18 protein-coding genes are annotated in these 22,382 nt (G+C 65.1%); 16 read left to right on the top strand and 2 right to left on the bottom strand.

Annotation, left to right across the window (positions count from 1 at the left end):
- Nucleotides 1-11 precede the first annotated feature (11 nt).
- Entirely contained in the window at nt 12-2,240 is a 2,229-nt protein-coding gene (locus ASF04_RS02130; RefSeq protein WP_056137721.1) for a methyl-accepting chemotaxis protein, read from the top strand.
- Between the two features lie 30 nt (nt 2,241-2,270).
- Entirely contained in the window at nt 2,271-7,439 is a 5,169-nt protein-coding gene (locus ASF04_RS02125; RefSeq protein WP_056137719.1) for an Hpt domain-containing protein, read from the top strand.
- Here the strand turns inward: ASF04_RS02125 and ASF04_RS02120 are convergent.
- Nucleotides 7,420-8,868, bottom strand: coding sequence for a deoxyribodipyrimidine photo-lyase (locus ASF04_RS02120; protein WP_056137717.1), 1,449 nt, complete (start codon nt 8,866-8,868; stop codon nt 7,420-7,422). The genes ASF04_RS02125 and ASF04_RS02120 overlap by 20 nt on opposite strands.
- 136 nt (nt 8,869-9,004) lie before the next feature.
- Between ASF04_RS02120 and ASF04_RS02115 the strand changes: the two genes are divergently transcribed.
- From ASF04_RS02115 to ASF04_RS02090, 6 genes are read left to right on the top strand one after another with little or no spacing between them, the layout of a single operon-like run.
- Nucleotides 9,005-9,679, top strand: coding sequence for a YqgE/AlgH family protein (locus ASF04_RS02115; protein ID WP_056137715.1), 675 nt, complete (start codon nt 9,005-9,007; stop codon nt 9,677-9,679).
- A gap of 12 nt (nt 9,680-9,691) precedes the next feature.
- Complete coding sequence (gene ruvX / locus ASF04_RS02110; RefSeq protein ID WP_056137713.1) at nt 9,692-10,078, top strand: Holliday junction resolvase RuvX; 387 nt, start codon at nt 9,692-9,694, stop codon at nt 10,076-10,078.
- A gap of 2 nt (nt 10,079-10,080) precedes the next feature.
- On the top strand, nt 10,081-10,596 hold the full coding sequence (gene pyrR, locus ASF04_RS02105) for a bifunctional pyr operon transcriptional regulator/uracil phosphoribosyltransferase PyrR (protein WP_056137711.1): 516 nt from the start codon (nt 10,081-10,083) through the stop codon (nt 10,594-10,596).
- Nucleotides 10,597-10,625: 29 nt separating this feature from the next.
- Nucleotides 10,626-11,591, top strand: a complete 966-nt coding sequence (locus ASF04_RS02100) for an aspartate carbamoyltransferase catalytic subunit (protein WP_019921341.1) — start codon at nt 10,626-10,628, stop codon at nt 11,589-11,591.
- Nucleotides 11,592-11,599: 8 nt separating this feature from the next.
- Nucleotides 11,600-12,904, top strand: a complete 1,305-nt coding sequence (locus ASF04_RS02095) for a dihydroorotase (protein ID WP_056137709.1) — start codon at nt 11,600-11,602, stop codon at nt 12,902-12,904.
- A gap of 4 nt (nt 12,905-12,908) precedes the next feature.
- A complete protein-coding gene (locus ASF04_RS02090) occupies nt 12,909-13,673 on the top strand; it encodes a 1-acyl-sn-glycerol-3-phosphate acyltransferase (RefSeq protein WP_056137707.1) in 765 nt (254 codons plus the stop codon).
- Here ASF04_RS02090 and ASF04_RS02085 read toward each other — a convergent pair.
- A complete protein-coding gene (locus ASF04_RS02085) occupies nt 13,670-14,548 on the bottom strand; it encodes a symmetrical bis(5'-nucleosyl)-tetraphosphatase (RefSeq protein ID WP_056137705.1) in 879 nt (292 codons plus the stop codon). The two genes, ASF04_RS02090 and ASF04_RS02085, sit on opposite strands and share 4 nt — an antisense overlap.
- A gap of 140 nt (nt 14,549-14,688) precedes the next feature.
- Between ASF04_RS02085 and rfbB the strand changes: the two genes are divergently transcribed.
- The 8 genes from rfbB (at nt 14,689) to waaC (ending at nt 22,382) form a co-directional block, all read left to right on the top strand.
- Nucleotides 14,689-15,762 (top strand): dTDP-glucose 4,6-dehydratase, encoded by a 1,074-nt coding sequence (rfbB, locus tag ASF04_RS02080; protein WP_056137701.1) that lies wholly within the window; start codon nt 14,689-14,691, stop codon nt 15,760-15,762.
- Entirely contained in the window at nt 15,759-16,667 is a 909-nt protein-coding gene (gene rfbA, locus ASF04_RS02075; protein ID WP_056137700.1) for a glucose-1-phosphate thymidylyltransferase RfbA, read from the top strand. The genes rfbB and rfbA overlap by 4 nt, the downstream gene beginning before the upstream one ends.
- Complete coding sequence (rfbC, locus tag ASF04_RS02070; RefSeq protein ID WP_056137697.1) at nt 16,664-17,209, top strand: dTDP-4-dehydrorhamnose 3,5-epimerase; 546 nt, start codon at nt 16,664-16,666, stop codon at nt 17,207-17,209. The genes rfbA and rfbC overlap by 4 nt, the downstream gene beginning before the upstream one ends.
- Nucleotides 17,206-18,063 carry a dTDP-4-dehydrorhamnose reductase gene (gene rfbD, locus ASF04_RS02065; protein WP_056137696.1) on the top strand — a complete coding sequence of 286 codons (858 nt, stop codon included), beginning with the start codon at nt 17,206-17,208 and terminating at the stop codon, nt 18,061-18,063. The genes rfbC and rfbD overlap by 4 nt, the downstream gene beginning before the upstream one ends.
- A 255-nt stretch (nt 18,064-18,318) precedes the next feature.
- Entirely contained in the window at nt 18,319-19,410 is a 1,092-nt protein-coding gene (locus tag ASF04_RS02060) for a glycosyltransferase (protein WP_056137694.1), read from the top strand.
- Nucleotides 19,411-19,475: 65 nt separating this feature from the next.
- Nucleotides 19,476-19,790: an H-NS family nucleoid-associated regulatory protein gene (locus tag ASF04_RS02055; RefSeq protein WP_056137692.1), complete on the top strand. Its 315-nt coding sequence runs from the start codon at nt 19,476-19,478 to the stop codon at nt 19,788-19,790.
- Between the two features lie 194 nt (nt 19,791-19,984).
- A complete protein-coding gene (locus tag ASF04_RS02050; protein ID WP_056137690.1) occupies nt 19,985-21,367 on the top strand; it encodes a phosphomannomutase/phosphoglucomutase in 1,383 nt (460 codons plus the stop codon).
- 4 nt (nt 21,368-21,371) lie between these two features.
- Nucleotides 21,372-22,382 carry a lipopolysaccharide heptosyltransferase I gene (waaC, locus tag ASF04_RS02045; protein WP_056137688.1) on the top strand — a complete coding sequence of 337 codons (1,011 nt, stop codon included), beginning with the start codon at nt 21,372-21,374 and terminating at the stop codon, nt 22,380-22,382.

The raw sequence follows: 22,382 nt of genomic DNA, 5'->3' as shown, positions 1-22,382 counted from the left end.
AAGGAACGGGTTTGGACCAGGAGACCTTCGACCATATCGCCGCCGCGCGCGCGCAGCAGGGCGGACCGGTGCGCCTGCGCGATGCGCTCGACCGTCTCGGCGCCGCCACGGCGGCAGCCGATGGTCAGCACGAAGCGCGGCCCGGCCTGAAACGGCTGCCGCTGATCGGCCGCCTGCCCACCCAGCGCCAGTTGAGCATCCTGTCCACCGCGCTTGGCATCAGCCTGAGCGTCTCGGCTGCCTGCGTCGCCCTCAACACCATCTACAGCGCCAACCGGTCGGCGCAAACCCAGGTTGCCAGCGACGCGCTGATGCACTCGCAGCGCATCGGCAAGGCCGCGCCCAACGCGGTGCAGGGCAGCGACGAAGCGTTTCGCCAGCTCGAGGAAAGCCGGCGCGAACTCAATAATGACATCACGCTGATGACGCGCGGCGGCAAGGTGCAGGGCCGTCAGTTGCGCGCACCCGGAGCCGACCTGGCCGCAGCCGTGGAATCGGTGCGCAAGCAGTGGGGCGCCACCGACCTGGCCGCCGCCACCATCCTCACCCTCAAGACCGATCTCAGCGGCGTCGATCAGACCCTGCACAAGCTCAATGCCATGTCGCCCGACCTGCTGGCCCGCACGGAGGAGATCAGCGCCCTGCGCGTGGCCGGTGGCGGTTCGGCGCGCGAGATCGCCGCGCTGGGCAAGCTCACCATGCTGACCCAGCGCATGAGCCGCAGCGCCAGCGAATTCCTCACCGCCGGCGGCATCAGTTCCGAAACCGCATTCCAGCTGGGGCGCGACACCACGGTGTTCCGCACCACGCTCGAAGGCTTCCTGAGCGGCAGCGCCGCGCAGGGTTTGAGCGCCGCGCGCGAGCCGGAACTGCGCGAGAAAATCGTCGCGCTCAAGGCGCAGTTCGAGGACTACCAGAAGCTGGTGGCGGCCATCCTCGACAAGCTCGATAAATTCAGCGCCGCCAAGAACGCCGAACGGCTGATCTTCAACGAGAACGAGGCGCTGCGCCAGCGCCTCTACACGCTGCAGCAGTCCTACCGCGCCGAGCAGGATTCGCTCGGTCTGACCTTCTGGCTGATGGTGGCCTGCGGCATGCTCACGCTGGTGATGGCGGTGGCCATCGGCCGCGTGCTGCTGGTCGATTCCAACAACCGCACGCGCGGCGCCGACCGCCGCCGCCGCGAGGCCGACGCCCTGCGCGTGGAGTCGCAGCGCAAGGAGGAAGCGGCCCGCGAAACCAACGCCCAGAACCAGGCCGCCATCCTGCGCCTGATGAACGAGCTGCAAAAAGTGGCCGATGGCGACCTGACCGTGCGCGCTACCGTGTCGGAGAACGTCACCGGGGCGATTGCCGACACCGTCAACTACACGGTGGAGGAGCTGCGGGTGCTGGTGGGCCGGGTGACCGCCACTGCAGAACAGGTCACGCGCGCCTCGCTGCACGCGCACAGCATTTCCAACGATCTGCTGCGCGCCTCGCAGCAGCAGTCGCGCGAAATCCAGGACGTGAGCAGCACCGTGGTGCGCATGGCCGACCAGATCACCGACGTCTCGCGCTCCGCCAGCGAATCGGCCGACGTGGCGCGGCAATCGGTGGCCGCGGCCAACCTGGGCTCGACCGCCGTGGCCAACGCCATCTTCGGCATGCACGAGATCCGCGACCAGATCCAGGATACGTCCAAGCGCATCAAGCGCCTCGGTGAATCGTCGCAGGAGATCGGCGAAATCACCGAACTCATTTCCGACATCACCGAGCAGACCAATGTGCTGGCGCTGAACGCCGCCATCCAGGCGGCGTCCGCCGGCGAAGCGGGGCGCGGCTTCACGGTGGTGGCGGAAGAAGTGCAGCGTCTGGCGGAGCGGTCGGCCGCCGCTGCCAAGCAGATCGGCGCGCTGGTGCGCACCATCCAGACCGACACCCATGACGCGGTGGCAGCCATGGAAAAATCCACGCGCGGGGTGGTGGAGGGCACGCGCCTGTCCGACGCCGCCGGCGCGGCCCTGAACGATATTTCGAATGTGTCGCACCACCTGGCGGAACTGATTTCCGGCATCGCCCAGGCCACCGGCGAGCAGGCCACGTCGGCCAGCGGTGTGGCGCGCAACATCCAGCTGATCCTGACCGTGACCGAACAGACCCAGGACGGCACCCAGCACACCGCGCAGTCGATCCATAAACTGTCGGTGCTGGCGCAAGAACTGAAAAACTCGGTGGCGCGGTTCCGCATCGCCTCCTGAGCGGCACAACATTGAAAGGCCGGTACCAGCATGACGACTACTGACACTGCTCACGCAATCACCACCGCACCCCCGATCGACACCGGTCCGCTGTCGTGGGTGATGGAGGAAATCCGCGAAGCGCTGGCCCGTTCGCGTACTGCCTTGCAGGAAGCGGGCGGGCGCGCCGCCGAAGACCAGGCCACCCAGCTGCAGCACGCCAAGACCCATTTGCACCAGGCCCATGGCGCCTTGCAGATGGTCGATGTGGAAGGCGTGGGGCAGGTCACGGCACTGGCCGAGACCGCGCTCGAGCGCTTCAAGTCGGGCGCCGTCAAATGCACCACCGACCACGTGGAAGCGGTCACCCAGCTGTACCAGGCGCTGGTCGAATACCTGGAAGAGCTGCTGGCAGGCGCGCCATCGCAGCCGGCCAGGCTGTACCCGTACTACCGCGCGGTGCAAGAAATCGTCGGCGCGGAGCGCATCCATCCGGCCGACCTGTTTTTCCCCGACCTGGCGCGCGCGGTGGAATTGCCCGCCGCTGCCGATGCGGCGCCTGACGCCGCCCCCGACTACGCCGCCTGCCGCCAGCGCTTCGAGCGCGCGCTGCTGCCCTACCTGAAGAGCACGGATCCGGCGCAGCAGCGCGAACACGCCGCCGCCCTGACCGATGCGGTGGCGGCGGTGGCCGCTGTCCAGCAGGAGGCAAAGCCGCGCGCGTTCTGGCTGGCGCTGCAGGCCTTTGCCGAACTGGTGGCCGGCGGCGATATCGCCGGCAGCGTGCAGGTCAAGCAGCTGTTCGGCATGATCAACCTGCAATTGCGGCGCCTCTCCCAGGGCAATGCCGCGCAGCCGGACGCCATGCTGCGCGACGCGTTGTTCTTCATCGCCGTGGCTGGACCGGACAGCAGTTCGCCCACGGCGCGCGCGCTGCACACGGCGTTCGCGCTGGACGGCCTGGCGCCGCCCGACTACGACAGCCGCCGCTACGGCCAGCGCGATGCGCTGGCGCCTGCGCAGACGCGCAGCTGGCAGGACGCCGCGCCGGAGCGCAGTACCGCCGAGATCAAGGCGGCGCTGCGCGCGGTGGAACACGCGCTGGACCGGTTTTACGCCGACCCGCAGCAGCGCGCGGCGCTGACCGGCCTGGCGCCGGCGCTCGATGGTTTGCAGGCGACATTGACGGAGCTGGAGCAGCCGGCCGCCGCGCAAGCCGCCCTGCAGGTTCAGTCGCAGGTCGCGGCCCTGGCGCAGGACGGCGCCGATCCGGCGCAGGAAGCGAAAACGCTCGACGACGTGGTGCACAACCTCAGCGCGCTCGGTTTCTTTGCCGAGCTGCTGGCGCACAACGCAGCGGGGGCGCGCCAGCGCTTCGCCTACGATGCGCGGCAGGGCAGCTTCCGCGCGGTGCCGTTTTCCAAGATGGCAGGCGCGGAATCGATCCCGGTACTCGACGACGCAGTGCCGGCGCCGCCCCCCGCCGCACCGCCGCCGGAAACCGTGCCCGCCGTGGAGACGGCCGCCAACACCCCGCACCTGCTGGAACTGTTCCTCTCGGAGGCGCGTGAGACGCTGGACTTCGCCGATACCACGCTGGCCCTCGATGGACCTGGCAACGAACAGTTCCTGATCATGCTGCGCCGCTCGTTCAACACCCTGAAGGGCAGCGCCCGCACCGTGGCGCTGGACGACTTCGCCGACGGCGCCCACGCCATCGAGCGCGTGATGAATACCTGGCTGGCCGAAGAACGGCCGGTGGACGCCGCGCTGACCGCCTTGCTGGAACGCGCCGCCCGCGCACTGCGCGCCTGGACCGACCTGCTGGCCAGTGAAGGCGCGCAAGCGCCGCTGACCGCCCGCGCCCAGGCTTTGGCTGCCGACGCCAGGCGCGTGCTCGATGGCGTTGCCGACTCCGCTGTCACCACCGATGCCTCCACTTTCGCTGATTCCGCCGACCACACCGATGTCTTCGCTGGCGCTGACTTTACCGGCGCCGCCGAGGCCTCCGCTAACGCCGACGCCTCCGGCGCTTCTGACGTCCCGGCCAGCGCGACCAGTGTGGACAACCTGCCCGCTGGTGAACCCGCTATCCCGGCCCCGCTGCTCGCCATCTTCCTGGCGGAAGCCGGGCAACTGGTGGACCAGCTGACGCAAGACTTCGGCGCCTGGCGCCAGATCCCGCAACGCGCCGCCGAGCCGCAGTCGCTGCGGGCCGCGCACACGCTGGCCGGTATTACCGGCACCGTGGGGGTGCCCGTGCTGCGCGAACTGGCGCTGGCGCTGGAAGACACTTTGGCCGCGCTGCAAGCGCCCGCGCCTTTCCTCGACCCGGCGCAACACGACCTGTTCGATTTCACCGCGCAGCGCCTGCGGCAAATGGTCGATACCGTGGGTCGCGGCGCCATCCCGTCCGCCCAGCCGGAATTGATCGCCGCGCTGGCGGCGCTGCGCGCGCAGTTGCAAACGGTCGCGCCGGCCGCTAATGCCGCACTGGACGCGCAACTGGACCAGCTGGTGGCCGGCGCACAGGCGCCTGGCGCGGCGGCGCACAACGAATCGCCGCTGGACGCCATGTTCCGCCAGGTGTATGACCAGCTGAGCGGGACCGTGCCGGCATCCGAAGCGCCGGCGCCCGCGCCGAAAAAGGGCTGGCGCAGGGTCGAGCCGCGCGTCGATGACGATATCGACGACCTGTTCAACGCCGCCTTCGACGAAACCTTTGCCGAGCCGCCGCTGCACATCGCCGCACCGGCCGCCGAAATGACTACGCAGCCACTGCCCGCACCGGCCGAAGCCACCCCTGAACCAGTATCTGCACCGGTCTCGGACCCAGCACCAGACCCGGTAGCAGTCCCGGCACCATTCCACGCCGACACCGGCATCACCGAACTGCCACTGGCCGCCCCGGCGCAGCGCGACGCCCCGCCGGCCATTTTCAACGATGAACTGGACGCCGAACTGCTGGCCGTGTTTCTCGAAGAAGGCGCCGACCTGCTGCCGCAGGTCGGCGAGGCCTTGCGCGCCTGGCAGGGCGCACCGCTTGATGCCAGCCACGCGCAAGGTTTGCTGCGCCTGCTGCATACGGTCAAGGGCAGCGCGCGCATGGCCGGCGCCATGCGCCTGGGCCAGCACGTGCACGAGATCGAAACCCATATCGAAAACATGGTCCACGATGGTTCGGCCACGCCGCTGGCGTTCGACGAACTGCTGGCCCATTACGACCACGCGCTGCTGCTGTTCGAGCAGTTGCAGCAGGGCGGCATGGCCGCTGCCGTGGAGGCCAATGCGGCGGCCGATCCTGGCGCCGCGCCATGTGCCGAGGCGCCGTCCGCGCCGTTCGCCGACGACCAGCCGGCCAATAAATCGCCGCTGGTGCGGGTGCGCGCCGATATCCTCGACCGCCTGGTCAACCAGGCCGGCGAAGTGTCGATTGCCCGCTCGCGGCTGGAAAACGAAGTGGGCGCCATGCGCGCCACGCTGGGCGACGTGTCCGACAACCTGTCCCGTTTGCGCCGGCAGCTGCGCGAAATCGAAATGCAGGCCGAGTCGCAGATCGCCTCGAGCATGTCGCGCATGGCCGACGTCAACGAGCGCGATTTCGACCCACTCGAATTCGACCGCTTTACGCGCCTGCAGGAACTCACGCGCATGATGGCCGAAAGCGTCAACGACGCGGCCAGCCTGCAAGAGCACCTGTCGCACAGCGTCAACCACGCCGGCGACGACCTGGTGGTGCAGGCGCGCCTCACGCGCGACCTCCAGCGCGACCTGATGCGGGTGCGCATGGTGCCGTTTGCCAGCATTGCCGAGCGCCTGTTCCGGGTGGCGCGCCAGAGCGCCAAGGAAGTGGACAAGCGCGTCAACCTCGACCTGCGCGGCGGCGGCGTGGAAATCGACCGCGGCGTGCTCGAACGCATGGCCGCGCCGTTCGAACACCTGCTGCGCAACGCGATTGCCCACGGCGTGGAACCGCGCGCCGCGCGCACGGCCGCCGGCAAGAGCGAAACCGGCGAGCTGCTGATGGAAGTGACGCAGCAGGGCAACGAGGTCGTCATCGAATTTTCCGACGACGGCGCCGGCCTGGACCTCGAACGCATCCGCGCCAAGGGCGTGGCCAGCGGCTTGCTGGCAGAGGGCGCAGACGTCACCGAGGCGCAGGTGGCCGACCTGATTTTCGAGCCCGGCTTCACCACCGCCGAAGCGCTGACCGAATTGTCGGGCCGGGGCGTGGGCATGGACATCGTGCAGTCCGAGGCGCAGGCCCTGGGCGGCCGGATCGACCTGGAATCGACGCCGGGGCAGGGCACGCGTTTCGTGATTCGCCTGCCGCTCACGCTGGCGGTCACCCAGGTTGTGCTGGTGGCTGCCGGTGGCCGCAGCTACGCCCTGCCGGCCATCCTGGTCGAGCAGGTGCAGCAGATGAATGGCGAGGCGCTGGCCGCCGCCCACCGGGTTGGCCACCTGAACGGCCACGTGGCGCTGCACGGCCGCCAGGCCGCGCTGCACTACCTGCCCGCACTGCTGGGCGACGTTGACATGCAGCCGCAGGTCAACCAGTCGGCGCCGGTGATGATGCTCAAAAATGGCACCGAGCGGCTGGCATTACAGGTGGACGAGGTACTGGGCAACCGCGAGGTGGTGGTCAAGAATATCGGCCCGCAGCTCGCGCGCATGGCCGGCATCGCCGGCGCCACCGTGCTGGGCTCGGGCGACATCGTGTTGATCCTCAACCCGGTGGCGCTGCTGCACCACCTGGCGCAAAGCCCGGAGGCGCGCGCGCAGTATGCGCAGGCGGTCCACGGCGACACCGCTGCCGATGCCGGCACGGCGACGCGTGCGCACGCGGCCACGGTGATGGTGGTCGATGATTCGATGACGGTGCGCCGCGTGACCGGGCGTCTGCTCGAGCGCGAAGGCTACCGGGTATTGCTGGCCAAGGATGGCGTCGATGCGCTGGAACAGCTGCGCGAGCACCAGCCTGACTTGCTGCTGGTCGATATCGAAATGCCGCGCATGGACGGCTTCGACCTCACGCGCCAGGTGCGTGGCGATGAACGCACTGCCGGCATCCCGATCATCATGATCACGTCGCGCAGCGCCGACAAGCACCGCAACTACGCGCTGGACCTGGGCGTGAATGCCTTCTTCGGCAAACCGTTCCAGGAGCCGGAGCTGCTTGAGACGATGGAAAAACTGCTCAATCTTCCAGCGGTTTGACCTTCTTGACGACTTCGTAGCGCTCAAGCGTGCGCTTGCGCGCCTCGTCGTGCATGACGATCGGGCCCGGGTACTTGAGCGGTTCCATGCGCGCGTGCAGCCACGGCGCGTGGATTTCCTTGTCGCTCAGGTGTTTCAGTTGCGGCAGGTAGCGGCGGATGAATTTGCCGGCGCCGTCGAATTTTTCCGACTGCGTGATCGGGTTGAAGATGCGGAAGTACGGTTGCGCATCGCAGCCCGACGACGACGCCCACTGCCAGCCGCCGTTGTTCGACGCCAGGTCGAAGTCGTTCAGGTGCAGCGCAAAATATGCCTCGCCCCGGCGCCAGTCGATGCCGAGGTCCTTGATCAGGAAGCAGGCGGTGACCATGCGCAGGCGGTTGTGCATGTAGCCCGTCTGGTTCAGTTGCAGCATGGCTGCGTCCACCAGCGGGTAGCCGGTGCGCGCTTCGCACCAGGCGGCGAACAGTTCGTCGGCTTCTTCACCGGTTTCCCATTCGATGGCGTCGTAGGCGGGCTTGAACGAGCCGCCCACCACGTGCGGGTTATGGAACAGGATCATGGCGTAGAACTCGCGCCAGATCAGTTCTGCCAGCCACACCGGTGCGCCTTCGCCACCGCCGCCACGCGCCATCAGGTCCACCACCGTGCGCACCAGGTGGCGCACCGACAGCGTGCCGAAACGGAAATGCAGCGACAGGTACGACGGGCCTTTCACGGCAGGGAAGTCACGCGCGGTCTTGTACTGCGCGATGCGCGGCAGGAAATCCTCGAACAATTGGGCGGCGCCGGACATACCGGTGGGAATCTTCAGTTCGGCCAGGTTGCTCGGTTCGAAGCCCAGTTCCTTCAAGGTTGGTAACTTGGGTGCCGGGGAGGGCGGCGGCGCCAGGCGCGCGGCGTGCGGTTCGATGTGGTAAGGCGCGATCACGCTCGGATCAGCGTCGAGCTTCTTGAGCCAGGCATTTTTGTACGGGGTGAAGACGGAGAACACGCCGCCCGTTTGCGACAGTACTTCGCTTTTCTCGAACACCACCTGGTCCTTGAAGCTGGCGAACGCGCGGCCGTCGCCTTGCAGCGCTTTGGCAACAGCGGCATCGCGGGCGATGGCCTGCGGTTCGTAGTCGTGGTTGCAATACACGGCATCGACTTTCAGTTCGGCGGCCAGTGCCGGGATTGCCGTCAGCGGATCGCCGTGGCGTGCCAGCAGGCAACCGCCCATCTGGCGCAGTTCGGCATCGACCTCGGCCACGCTGGCGTGTATGAAGTCCACGCGCCGGTCCTGGCGCGGCAAAGCGTCCAGGATGGTGCTGTCATAGATGAACGCGCAGTAGACTTTGTGGCTGTCTTGCAGTGCCTGATGCAGGGCAACATGATCGAAAACGCGCAGATCGCGGCGCAGCCATACCAGGGTTGAATCGTGTTTCATTGAGTCTGTGTCTATCTTGTGGGGCAACGCAATCGTGGGTGCGCTGCGATTTCAGTGTAAACTACGCGGTGACTTGCTAGATGCGAATACTAGCACCGACCGCCCTGCGCGGCCCCGCACACAGAGAGCAATGCGTATGAAGAAGAGCAAAATCGGCAAAACGCTTCCTGTCCCCGGCTTGTTACAGGAAGACCCGTTGGCCCCATTGAGCGCCACCGCCACCGCCACCGAGGGCGACAGCCCGGTCCCGCAACTGAACCTGGCCAATCATTTCCTGATCGCCATGCCTTCCATGCAAGATCCGGTCTTCGGCGGCACCGTGGTGTATGTCTGCGAACACAATGAAAACGGCGTGCTGGGCGTGGTGATCAACAAGCCCACCGACATGACCATGCAAGTGCTGTTCGAACGCATCGACCTCAAGCTCGAGGGCGACCAGGACAGCGCGGTCGATCAGCCCGTCATGTTCGGCGGCCCGGTGCAGGACGACCGCGGTTTTGTGCTGCACACGCCGGGCCAACGCTATTCGTCGTCGCTCACCGTCACCAGCGAGGTGGCGTTCACCACGTCGATCGATGTGCTCGAGGCGGTGGCGTCCGGCGACGGTCCGCCGCGCATGCTGGTGTCGATCGGCTACTCGGGCTGGAGCCCGGGCCAGCTCGAAGACGAGATCGGCCGCAACGGCTGGCTCACGGTCGGCGCCGATCCCGAGATCCTGTTCGGCGTGCCGATCGAGCAACGCTATACGGCGGCGATACGTTTGCTGGGCATCGACCCGCTGATGCTCGCGTCCGAGGCCGGCCATGCGTAAGAAGTTGGTCCTGTGAACGCTGACACCATTTTTGCCTTCGATTTCGGCGTCAAACGCATCGGCGTGGCCATGGGCAATACCCTGATCCGCCAGGCCACGCCCGTCAAGGTCATTGCCGCCATCGACAACGCCACCCGCTTTGCCGCAATTCAAACCCTGCTCGACGAGTGGCAGCCCACGCTGCTGGTCGTCGGCCTGCCGATGCACCCGGACGGCACGCCCCACGACATGACGGCGCGCGCACGCAAGTTCGCCAACCAGCTGCACGGCCGCTTCAACCTGCCGGTGGAGCTGGTGGACGAGCGCTATACCTCCGCCGTGATCAGCGCCAGGCGTGGCGAGGTCATCGACGACCGCGCGGCTGCCATCATCCTGCAACAATATTTCGACGCCAACTGACCATGCCTACAATCAACCCCAACCAACTCGATGCCGAAGCGTTGTATGCGACGCTGCTGGCCGACGTCAAAGCCGGCCTGGCCGGCGTGTCCGATGTCGCCATCGTCGGCATCCACTCCGGCGGCGCCTGGATCGCCGAACGCCTGGCGGCCGACCTGGGCCTGTCCGCGCGCTGCGGCGTGCTCGACGTCTCGTTCTACCGCGACGACTACGCCAAGAAAGGCCTGCCGGCCGAGGTCAAGCCCACCAACATCACTTTCGATGTGGCCGCCGCCAACATCCTGCTGGTCGATGACGTGCTGTACACGGGCCGCACCACGCGCGCCGCGATCAACGAGCTGTTCGACTACGGCCGCCCGGCGCGCATCATGCTTGCCGCCCTGGTCGATCGCGGCGAACGGCAACTGCCGGTCGCGGCCGATTTCGTGGCCGCCCATGTCACCGTGCAGAAAGGGCAGGCGCTGGTGCTCAAGCGCGCCGACGGCGGACAATTCACGTTAACCATCGATCACGTATAACCCTACGCTTAACTCTACGCCCATTCACCATGCTCAATCCGCAACTGAACAAACACGGCGAACTGCAGCACCTGCTGTCGATCGAGGGACTGCCCAAGTCCATCCTCAATCACATCCTCGATACCGCCTCGTCGTTCGTCGGCATTTCCGACCGCGATGTGAAAAAAGTACCGCTGATGCGCGGCAAATCGGTGTTCAACCTGTTCTTCGAGAACTCCACCCGCACCCGCACCACGTTCGAGATCGCCGCCAAGCGCCTGTCGGCCGACGTGATCAACCTGAACATCCAGGCCTCGTCGGCCAGTAAGGGCGAATCGCTGCTCGACACCATCGACAACCTGTCGGCCATGCACGCCGACATGTTCGTGGTGCGCCACGCGCAGTCGGGCGCGCCGTACCTGATCGCCAAGCACCTGATGGAAACCAAGCAGTCGCACGTGCACGTGGTCAACGCCGGTGACGGCCGCCACGCCCACCCCACTCAGGGGCTGCTGGACATGTACACGATCCGCCACTACAAGAAAGATTTTACGAATTTGCGCGTGGCCATCGTGGGCGACATCCTGCACAGCCGGGTAGCGCGCTCCGATATCCACGCCCTGACCACGCTGGGCGTGCCGGAAGTGCGCGCGATCGGCCCGCACACCCTGCTGCCGGGCGGCCTCGAGCAAATGGGCGTACGCACCTTCACCAACATGGATGAAGGCTTGAAGGACGTCGATGTGATCATCATGCTGCGCCTGCAAAACGAGCGCATGAGCGGTGCGCTGCTGCCGTCGGCGCAGGAATACTTCAAGAGCTACGGTCTGACACCCGAGCGCCTGGCGCTGGCCAAGCCCGACGCCATCGTGATGCACCCCGGTCCGATGAACCGTGGCGTGGAAATCGATTCGGCCGTGGCCGATGGCGCGCAAGCGGTGATTTTGCCGCAAGTAACTTTCGGGATCGCCGTCCGCATGGCGGTGATGAGCATCGTGGCAGGTACGCAGGGATGAGCGCAGGTATGAAAAACATTGTTATCAAAAACGGCCAGGTGATCGACCCGGCCAACGGCATCGACGGCCAGCACGACCTGTACATTGTCGATGGCAAGATTGCCGCCATTGGCACCGCGCCGCAAGGTTTTGCCGCCGACCAGACCATCGATGCCGCCGGCCTGGTGGTTGTCCCCGGTTTTGTCGATCTGGCCGCGCGCCTGCGCGAACCGGGCTACGAATACAAGGCCACGCTGGACTCGGAAATGCAGGCCGCCATGCAAGGCGGCGTGACCAGCCTGGTGTGCCCGCCCGACACCGACCCGGTGCTGGACGAACCTGGCCTGGTGGAAATGCTGAAGCACCGCGCCCGCTCGCTGAACCAAGCCCACGTGCACCCGCTGGGCGCGCTGACTATGGGCTTGAAAGGCAAGGCGCTGACCGAAATGGCCGAGCTGACCGAATCGGGCTGCATCGGCTTTTCGCAGGCCGAGGAAGTGATCGAAGACACCAACGTGCTGCTGCGCGCACTGCAATACGCGGCCACGTTCGGCTTCACCGTGTGGCTGCGTCCACAGGATGCGCATATCGGCCGGGGCGGCATTGCTGCCAGCGGTCCGCTGGCTTCGCGCCTGGGCCTGTCCGGCGTGCCGGTCATGTCCGAAACCATCGCCCTGCACACGATTTTCGAGCTGATGCGCTCTACCGGCGCGCGCGTGCACCTGTGCCGTATTTCGTCGGCTGCCGGTCTCGAGCTGATCCGTGGCGCCAAGGCCGAAGGCTTGCCGGTCACGTGCGACGTCGGCGCCCACCACGTGCACATGACCGATGCCGACATCGGCTTCTTCGACTCCAACGCGCGCATGACGCCACCGTTCCGCAGCCAGCGCGACCGCGATGCGATCCGCCTGGGCCTGCTCGACGGCACCATCGACGCGCTGTGCTCGGACCATACGCCGGTGGACGACGACGAGAAACTGCTGCCGTTCGGCGAAGCTTCGCCAGGTGCTACCGGGCTGGAACTGCTGCTGTCGCTGAGCCTGAAATGGGCCACCGATTACGCCGCCCAGCAAAATACCGGCGGCATGCGTCCGCTGGCGCGGGCGATCGCCCGCATCACGTCCGAGCCGGCCCGCGTGGCGGGACTGGCTGCCGGCACCTTGTCGGTGGGCGCGGTGGCCGACGTGGTGGTGTTCGATCCGGAAGCGCACTGGACGGTGGAAGCGGCGGCCCTGGCCAGCCAGGGCAAGCATACGCCTTTCCTCGGCTACAACCTGGGCGGGCAGGTGCGCACGACCATCGTGGCGGGTCACGTCGCGTTCCAGCGTTCTTGATGGCATGAAGGTTTCCACCATGTTGCGCCTGGCGCGCGTGCTCACGCACGTGCTGCAGGGCATGGCGATTTGCGCCGTCGTGTTCCCGTGGCTGGGGCAGGAGCGGCGCAACGGCCACATCCGCCGCTGGTCGCGCCAGTTGCTATCGTTGTGTAATGTGAAGGTGGTGCAGGACGGCGGTGTCAGCGCTGCCGCGCCGGCGCCGGTGCTGTCGCAGGCGATGGTGGTGTCGAACCACGTCTCGTGGCTCGATATTTTCGTGATCCACAGCCTGTACCCCAGCCATTTCGTGGCCAAGGCCGAGATCCGGTCGTGGCCGCTGGCCGGGTGGCTGGCGCAGAAGGCCGGCACCGTCTTTATCGCGCGCGGTAACCGGCGCGACTTGCGCCTGATTTTCGAAGGACTGGTGACGACCTTGCAGCGCGGCGAACGGGTGGCGTTCTTCCCCGAAGGTACGACGGCGTCACAGGGCGAATTGCTGCCGTTTCACGCCAATCTGTTCGAGGCCGCCATCGACGCCCGGGTGCCGGTGCAGCCGTTTGCGCTGCGCTACGTGGACGCCGCCGGCGCCTTGCACCACTCGGTCGATTTCATCGGCGAGATGACGTTTGCCGAGAGCATCGTGGCGATCCTGGACGGGCCGCCGGTGACCGCGCGCGTGGCCATCATGCCGGCTATCGTAACCGTCGGCGCGCACCGGCGCGAACTGGCCGAAGTGGCGCACCAGGCGGTTGCCAGCGCACTGGGCGTGGCTTCCGCCTCCCACTAAGCCTTCTTTTTGGCCGGTTCCTGGAACTGCGGACACTGCACTTGCAGCAGGCTGCGGTCTTCCAGGCACATGGCCGACAACTGCCCGCCCCACACGCAGCCGCTGTCGAGGCCGATCAGGTCGGGGCGCACGGTCAGCCCCAGCGCCGACCAGTGGCCGAATACCACCGTGGCGTTTGCGCTCTGGCGGCCCGGCACCTCGAACCACGGCATCAGGCCGGACGACGGATCGGCCTTGCCGCTTTCCTTCATCTTGAAGTCCATCACCCCTGCCGCATCGCAAAAACGCAGCCGCGTCATGGCGTTGATGATGCAGCGCAGGCGGTCGGCGCCGGTCAACTGATCCGACCATTGGGCCGGCTCGTTGCCGTACATCTGCGCCAAAAATTCTGCAAAGGCGTGGTCGGGACCGCGCAGCATTGCCTGCACTTCGCCGGCCAGGGCCAGCGCCTGTTGCGCATTCCATTGCGGCAGCAGGCCGGCGTGCACCAGCACGTGTTCGCGGCCAGCGGCGTGGACCGAGATCGCTAGCGGCCGGCGCCGTACCCAGTCGATCAGTTCGTCGCGGTCGGGGGCGTCGAGAATCTCGGCCAGGGTATCGGACTTGTGCTCGGCGCGGATGCCGTAGGCCACCGCCAGCAGGTGCAGGTCGTGGTTACCGAGCACGCTGTCGATGCGCCCGCCGCTGGCCAGCGCCAGTTGGCGCACATGGCGCAGCGTCGCCAGCGAGTCGGGGCCCCGGTTGATCAGGTCGCCTGCAAACAGGATGGCAGGCGCCATATTGCCGCACTCGGCCGCATGCGCACGGATGCGGTCGAGCATGGACAGCGCTTGCTCGTGGCAGCCTTGCAGATCCCCGATGACATAGGTTTGCATATTAAATACTCATTATTCGTTGTTTGGGGAATTTGAAATGGCGGGTAAATCGGTGTCCAGGATGGCTTTTTTCCCATTTGCACCGAAGTTTCACATAAAATATCGCCTAATATTAACTAACGCTTGCTGCAGGATACTAAATGATTTTTGTTACAGGTGGTGCCGGCTTCATCGGTTCGAATTTTGTCCTCGACTGGCTGGCCCAGTCAGATGAGCCAGTTGTCAACTTCGACAAGCTCACGTACGCCGGCAATCTGAATAATCTTGCCACCCTGAAGCAGGATGCGCGCCACATCTTCGTGCGCGGCGACATCTGCGACCAGGCCCAGGTCCTGGCACTGTTCCAGGAACACAAGCCACGCGCGGTGGTGCACTTCGCCGCCGAAAGCCACGTCGATCGTTCGATCCTGGGACCTGGCGAATTCATCAATACCAACATCAACGGCACCTTCAGCCTGCTCGAAGCGGCGCGTGCCTACTGGTCGGCGCTGCCGGAAGCAGAGAAAGCGGACTTCCGCTTCCTGCACGTCTCCACTGACGAAGTGTATGGCACGCTGGGCCCGGACGATGCGCCGTTCACCGAAACCACTGCGTTTGCGCCCAACAGCCCGTATTCGGCTTCGAAAGCGGCCTCGGACCACCTGGTACGCTCGTACTTCCATACGTACGGCCTGCCGGTGGTGACTACCAACTGCTCGAACAACTACGGTCCGTACCACTTCCCGGAAAAACTGATCCCGCTGATCATCGCCAACGCCCAGGCCGGCAAACCGCTGCCGATTTACGGCGATGGCCAGCAAGTGCGTGACTGGCTGTACGTAAGCGACCACTGCGCTGCGATCCGCCGCGTGCTGGAAGCCGGTCGCCTGGGCGAGACCTACAACGTGGGCGGCTGGAACGAAATGGCCAACCTCGGCGTAGTGCATACCCTGTGCGACATGCTCGACCAGCAAAAACCGAAGGCCGATGGCAGCAGCTACCGCGCCCAGATCACCTATGTCAAAGACCGTCCGGGCCACGACCGTCGTTACGCCATCGACGCCCGCAAGCTCGAGCGCGAACTGGGCTGGAAGCCGGCCGAGACCTTCCAGACCGGCATCGCCAAGACCGTGCAGTGGTATCTCGACAACCAGGCCTGGGTCACCGATGTGCAATCGGGCAGCTATGCCAACTGGGTGGAAACCAACTACTTCAACCGCGAAGGCCAGCAATGAGCGTCGCGAAAAATCCCCTGAACCGCAAGGGCATTATCCTGGCCGGTGGTTCCGGCACCCGCCTGTACCCGGTCACCATGGCCGTCTCCAAGCAATTGCTGCCCATCTACGACAAGCCGATGATCTATCATCCGCTGACGGTATTGATGTTGGCCGGCATTACCGAAATCCTGCTGATTTCGACGCCGCAAGACACGCCGCGTTTCCAGGACTTGCTCGGCGACGGCAGCCAGTGGGGCATCAAGCTCAGCTATGCGGTGCAGCCATCGCCGGACGGCCTGGCGCAAGCCTTCATCATCGGCAAGGAATTCATCGGCGATGCGCCGTCGGCGCTGATCCTCGGCGATAACATTTACTATGGCAACGACCTCGACGCACTGCTGCGCAGCGCCAGCGAGGAGCCAGCAGGCGCCACCGTGTTCGCCTACCACGTGCAAGACCCCGAGCGTTACGGCGTGGTGGAGTTCGACGACGGCCGCACTGCCATCTCGATCGAGGAAAAGCCGCTCAAGCCCAAGTCGAACTACGCTGTCACCGGCCTGTACTTCTACGATAACAAGGTGTGCGATATCGCCGCCAGCATCAAGCCGTCGCCGCGCGGCGAGCTGGAAATTACCGATGTCAACCGCGTTTACCTCGAGCAGAACAAGCTCAAGGTAGAAGTGATGGGACGCGGCATGGCCTGGCTCGACACCGGCACCCACGACTCGCTGCTGGAAGCGGGGCAATTCATCGCCACCATCGAAAAGCGCCAGGGCCTGAAAGTTGCGTGCCCTGAAGAAATCGCCTACCGCAAGGGCTATATCACCGCCGAGCAAGTACGCAAGCTGGCCGAGCCGCTCAAGAAAAACAATTACGGCCAGTACTTGCTGCAAATTCTGGAAGATAAGGTTATCTCGAGATGAACGTTGTGACCACTCATCTGCCTGGCTTGCTGGTGCTGGAGCCACGCGTGTTCGGCGACGATCGTGGCTACTTTTTCGAAAGCTATAACGCCCGCCGTTTCAAGGAATTGTCGGGCGTCGATCCGGTCTTCGTGCAAGACAATCACTCGCGTTCGGCCAAGGGCGTGTTGCGCGGCCTGCATTACCAGATCCAGCAAGCCCAGGGCAAGCTGGTGCGCGTGACCGAAGGCGCGGTGTTCGACGTCGCGGTCGATCTGCGCAAGAGCTCGCCGACCTTCGGCAAGTGGTTCGGCATCGAGTTGTCGGCCGAGAACAAGCGCCAGTTGTGGGTGCCGGCCGGTTTCGCACATGGCTTCGTGGTCACCTCCGAGGTCGCCTCGTTCCTGTACAAGACCACCGATTACTGGGCGCCGGAGTTCGAGCGCGCGGTGTTGTGGAACGATCCGGCGATCGGCATCGACTGGCCGCTCGATGGCGAACCGCAATTGTCCGGCAAGGATCAAGTGGCATCGCTGCTGGCCGATGCCGAGGTTTTCGCATGAAGATCCTGCTGACCGGTAGCACCGGCCAGGTCGGTTACGAACTGGCCCGCAGCCTGCAGGGCCTGGGCGACGTCGTGGCGGTCGATCGCAACGTCATGGACCTGTCCAACCTGGACCAGGTGCGCGACGTGATCCGCACCGTGCGTCCGCAACTGATCGTCAACCCGGCTGCCTACACCGCCGTGGACAAGGCCGAGAGCGAGCCGGAACTGGCCTACCGCGTCAATGCGGAGGCCCCGGGCCTGATGGCGCAGGAAGCGAAACTGCTGGGCGCGGCCATGGTGCATTACTCCACCGACTACGTTTTCGATGGCAGCGACCCGTCGCCGCGCGGCGAGGACGATGCCACCGGCCCGCTCAATGTGTATGGCGCCAGCAAGCTTGCCGGCGAGCAGGCGATTGCCGCTGCCGGCATCGACCACCTGATCTTCCGGACCAGCTGGGTGTATGGCATGCGCGGCAAGAACTTCCTGCTGACCATGATGCGCCTGGCCAAGGAACGCGAGGAATTGAAGGTCGTGGCCGACCAGCACGGCGCACCGACCTGGAGCCGCACCATCGCCGACACCACGGCCCTGGTGCTGGCCCAGGCCGGTCCAGCCGGTGCCGACTGGTGGCGCCAGAACAGCGGCGTCTATCACCTGAGTGCACAAGGCCAGACCACCTGGTTCGAGTTCACCCAGGCCATCGTCGAAGCGGCCGGGCTGTCGTGCCGCGTGCTGCCTATCGGCAGCGCGGATTACCCGACTCCGGCCCGCCGTCCACAGTACTCGGTGATGTCGTCGGAGCGCCTGGTGTCGCGTTTCTGCCACCTGCCCGACTGGAAGCAGGCCCTGCATCTCTGCATGGGCTGATCACCTGGCATTACCGCAACATCACGTTACAAACCTGGCGAGTTTGTATCGATTGGTAAGCAAGCAAGCTTTACCAATATTCCACTGCTAAGATCGCGGCGCACATTTTTGCGCCGCGCATCGCCACTCTCCCTTGCTTTGCGCATAGATCTCCACCGATACGTGTCTGTGGCCGGCTATCCGGTACAATCGAGTTGACGTGCTGACAACCCAGCCGTCCGACGTAGCAGGCGCCTTCGGTAATATGGACCACCTATGTTCTCTTTCTTGTTGAGCTTTATCGCTTCCGCACTCCTGACCTTGCTGGTGATCAAGGAGTCACGCCTGCATGGGTCGGCGCTCGATGCCGTCGCCGGCGTGCAGAAGGTGCATGCGCACCGGGTGGCGCGCATCGGCGGACTGTCGATTTTCCTGGCGGTGGCGCTCAGCTCCGCCATTTCCATCTGGCGCGTGCCCACCATGGGATCGTGGCTGGCGGCTTTGCTGCTGTGTTCGGCCGTAGCGTTCGCCGGCGGCATCGTTGAAGACTACACGGGCCGGGTCAGCCCGGCGCGCCGCCTGCTGCTGACCATGGCCGCTGCCGCGCTCGGCTTTTTCCTGCTCGACGCCCGCATCGACCGCATCGACTGGCCATTTGCCGTGCTGACGCTGGGGTACTGGTGGTTCACCCTGCCGCTCACGGTGCTGGCGGTCTCGGGCATCGCCAACGCCATCAATATCATCGACGGTTTCAATGGACTGGCGAGCGTGGTGTGCATTTGCATGTTGCTGTCGCTTGGCTATGTCGCGCTGCAAGTGAACGACACCTTCGTGCTGGTGGCCGCACTGATGGTGGCCGGCGCCACGGCCGGCTTCCTGATCTGGAACTACCCGGTGGGGCTGATCTTTCTCGGCGACGGCGGCGCCTATTTCATCGGTTTCATGCTGGGCGAGCTGGCCCTGTTGCTGGTCATGCGCAATCCCGAGGTGTCGACCTGGTATGCGGCACTGTTACTCATCTATCCGGCATTTGAAACGCTGTTCTCGGTGTATCGCAGAATGTTTGTACGTGGAAAGTCACCGGCAATTCCCGATGGCATACATTTGCACAGCCTGATTTTTCGGCGCGTGGTGCAGTGGGCGGTAGGGCGCAAGGAAGCGCGGGCACTGGTGCGCCGCAATTCGCTGACCTCGCCTTATCTGTGGCTGTTTTCGCTGTCGGCGGTGATACCGGCCACGCTGTTCTGGAATAACACCACGGTATTAATTGCGTGTTGCCTGGTATTTATGGCCAGTTACATCTGGATTTATGTGCGCATCGTGCGTTTTAAAGCGCCGCGCTGGATGATCAGGCATAAGAAACCGTAATTTTTCCATGTTGGGGTAATATATTTTGGCAGTGAAAATATATAGTCATCACTTAAAGGATCAATATGGACTTGAGTAAATTAACTTCTGCACAATTACGTGATTTGCAGGAGCAGTTAAAAGACGAACTGAAGCAGCGCGCCAGCCAGGACCGTTCGGAGGCGCTGGAGCAAATCCACGCCATCGCGCGCAGCGTCGGTTTGCCGCTCAAGGAACTGCTGGGCGCCGCCCCGGTGCGCAGCGGCCGTACCGGACCGGTGGCAGCACGCTACCGCAACCCGGCCGACGCCTCGCAACAGTGGACCGGTCGCGGCCGCCAGCCGAAATGGGTCAAGGACTGGGTGGACGGCGGCAACGATATCGCCGGCCTGAAAATCTGACGCCCTCTGCCGGTCCCGGCAAGACGGCGCCGGGGCTTGCCTGTCGCCGCCATCGCACTTACTATGTCAGCATTCTGGCATTGACATCAAGTGGTTAAGTTTTTAGCCACTGCCGCAACTTCCCATCAGGGTTCCTTCCAATCCCGCTTCTCTGACGGTTTGCACCGCCAGCAAGGGCACGACTGACATTCATTATGGTTTCCTTATCCAAGACGATCTTCAAGGCTTACGACATTCGCGGCATCATCGATAAAACCCTCGACGAGGGCGTCGCGCGCCAGATCGGCCAGGCCTTCGGCCAGGCGGCCCTGGCCAAGGGCGAACAAACCGTGGTGATCGGCCGCGACGGTCGACTGTCGGGCCCGGCACTGATCGCAGCGCTGGCGCAGGGCTTGCAAGCGGCCGGCGTCAACGTGATCGACCTGGGCGTGGTGGCCACACCGATGGTGTATTTTGGCACCAACGTGCTGGGCGCGGCCTCCGGCATCATGGTCACCGGCAGCCACAATCCTCCGGACTACAACGGTTTCAAGATGGTGCTCGCCGGCGAGGCCATCCACGGTGAATCGATCACCGCGCTGTACCAGAGCATCGTCGATCACGACGGTTCCTCGGCGCCAGTGCCGGGCAAATATTCCACCCACGACATCCGCGCCCAGTACCTCGAGCGCATCATCGGCGACGTCAAGGTGGCGCGTCCGATCAAGATCGCTGTCGATTGCGGCAACGGCGTGGCTGGCGCATTTGCTGGCGACCTGTACCGTGGTATGGGTTGCGAAGTGATCGAACTGTTCTGCGAAGTGGACGGCACCTTCCCCAACCACCATCCCGATCCGGCCCACCCGGAAAACCTGCAAGACCTGATCCGCGCACTGCAGGAGTCCGACGCTGAAATCGGCCTGGCCTTCGACGGCGACGGCGACCGCCTGGGCCTGGTGACCAAGGATGGCCAGATCATTTACCCGGACCGCCAGATGATGTTGTTCGCGGAAGATGTGTTGTCGCGTAACCCTGGTGCGCAGATCCTGTACGACGTCAAGTGCACGCGCCACCTGGCGCCGTACATCGAGAAGTCGGGCGGCGTGCCGCTGATGTACAAGACCGGTCACTCGCTGGTAAAAGCCAAGCTCAAGGAAACCGGCGCGCCACTGGGCGGCGAAATGAGCGGCCATATCTTCTTCAAGGACCGCTGGTACGGTTTCGATGACGGCCTGTACGCCGGCGCCCGCATGCTGGAAATTCTCACCAAGCAGGCCGATCCGTCGGCGCTGCTCAACGCGCTGCCGCAGTCCGACAGCACGCCCGAGCTGCACCTGCACCTGGCCGAAGGCGAGAACTTCATCGTCATGGACCACCTGCGCGCCAACGCGCAGTTCCCGGGCAACAAGCAGATCATCACCATCGACGGCCTGCGCGTGGAATACGAAGACGGCTTCGGACTGGCGCGTTCGTCCAACACCACGCCGGTGATCGTGATGCGGTTCGAAGCCGAAACACCAGCCGCGCTGGCGCGCATCCAGGGCCAGTTCCGCGACGTGATCCTGGCCGCAAAACCGGACGCCGAGCTGCCGTTCTAGCCCCATGGCGACGCAAGCGCGCGGCGGCAAGCCGTTGAATATTTTGCTGGTGCGCGTGTCGTCGCTGGGCGATGTGCTGCACAACCTGCCCATGGTGGCCGACATCGCCCGCCACTTCCCGGACGCCAATATCGACTGGGTGGTGGAGGAGGGCTTTGTCAGCCTGGTGCGGCTCAACCCGCGCGTGCGCACCATCATTCCGTTTGCGCTGCGGCGCTGGCGCAAAAGCCTGGGCAAGCCTGAAACGCGGGCCGAGATCAAGGCGTTTTTCCGCACCCTGCGCGCACAAGAGTATGACTACGTGTTCGACACCCAGGGCCTGCTCAAGACCGGCGTCATCATGGGCGCGGCGCGCGTGGTCAAGGGCGGGCGCAAGGTCGGCATGGCCAACGGCAGCGAAGGCTCGGGCTACGAAGGCATCTCGCGCATCTTCCACAACCTCAGCGTGCCGACCGACCCGCGCACCCACGCGGTGGCGCGGGGGCGCATCGTGGCTGGCGCCGCGCTCGGCTACCCGGTGGATACGCCGGCCGACTTCGGCCTGGCGCCGCTCGCGGACGATACCGCGCGTCCCGACTGGATGCCGCCCACATACGCCGTGTTCTTCCACGGCACCGCGCGCGACGCCAAGAAATGGGCGCCCGACCACTGGATGGCCCTGGGCCGTGCGCTGGCCCCCATGGCTATCCTGCTGCCGTGGGGTTCGCCCAAGGAAAAGGCGGAAGCCGAACACCTGGCCGCCAGCCTGCCCAATGCCCGGCTGCTGCCCAAGCTGTCGATGGCGGACGCGGTGCTGCTGGCGCGCCGCGCCGACCTGGTGATTGGCGTCGATACCGGGCTGACCCATATCGCTGCCGCTTTCATGCGGCCCACGGTGGAAATCTACGCCGATTCGCCGCGCTGGAAGACCGAGGGCAACTGGTCACAACGCATCATCAACCTGGGCGACACCGGCACGCCGCCGACGGTAGAGCAGGTGCTGGACGCTGCCCGCACCCTGCTGGCAGGGACCTGA

It is taken from the genome of Duganella sp. Leaf61, from assembly GCF_001421905.1.
Taxonomy (GTDB): Bacteria; Pseudomonadota; Gammaproteobacteria; order Burkholderiales; family Burkholderiaceae_D; genus Rugamonas; species Rugamonas zoogloeoides.
The sequence above is the reverse complement of the archived record's forward strand: the minus strand, read 5'-3'. Positions and strand labels throughout refer to the sequence as shown.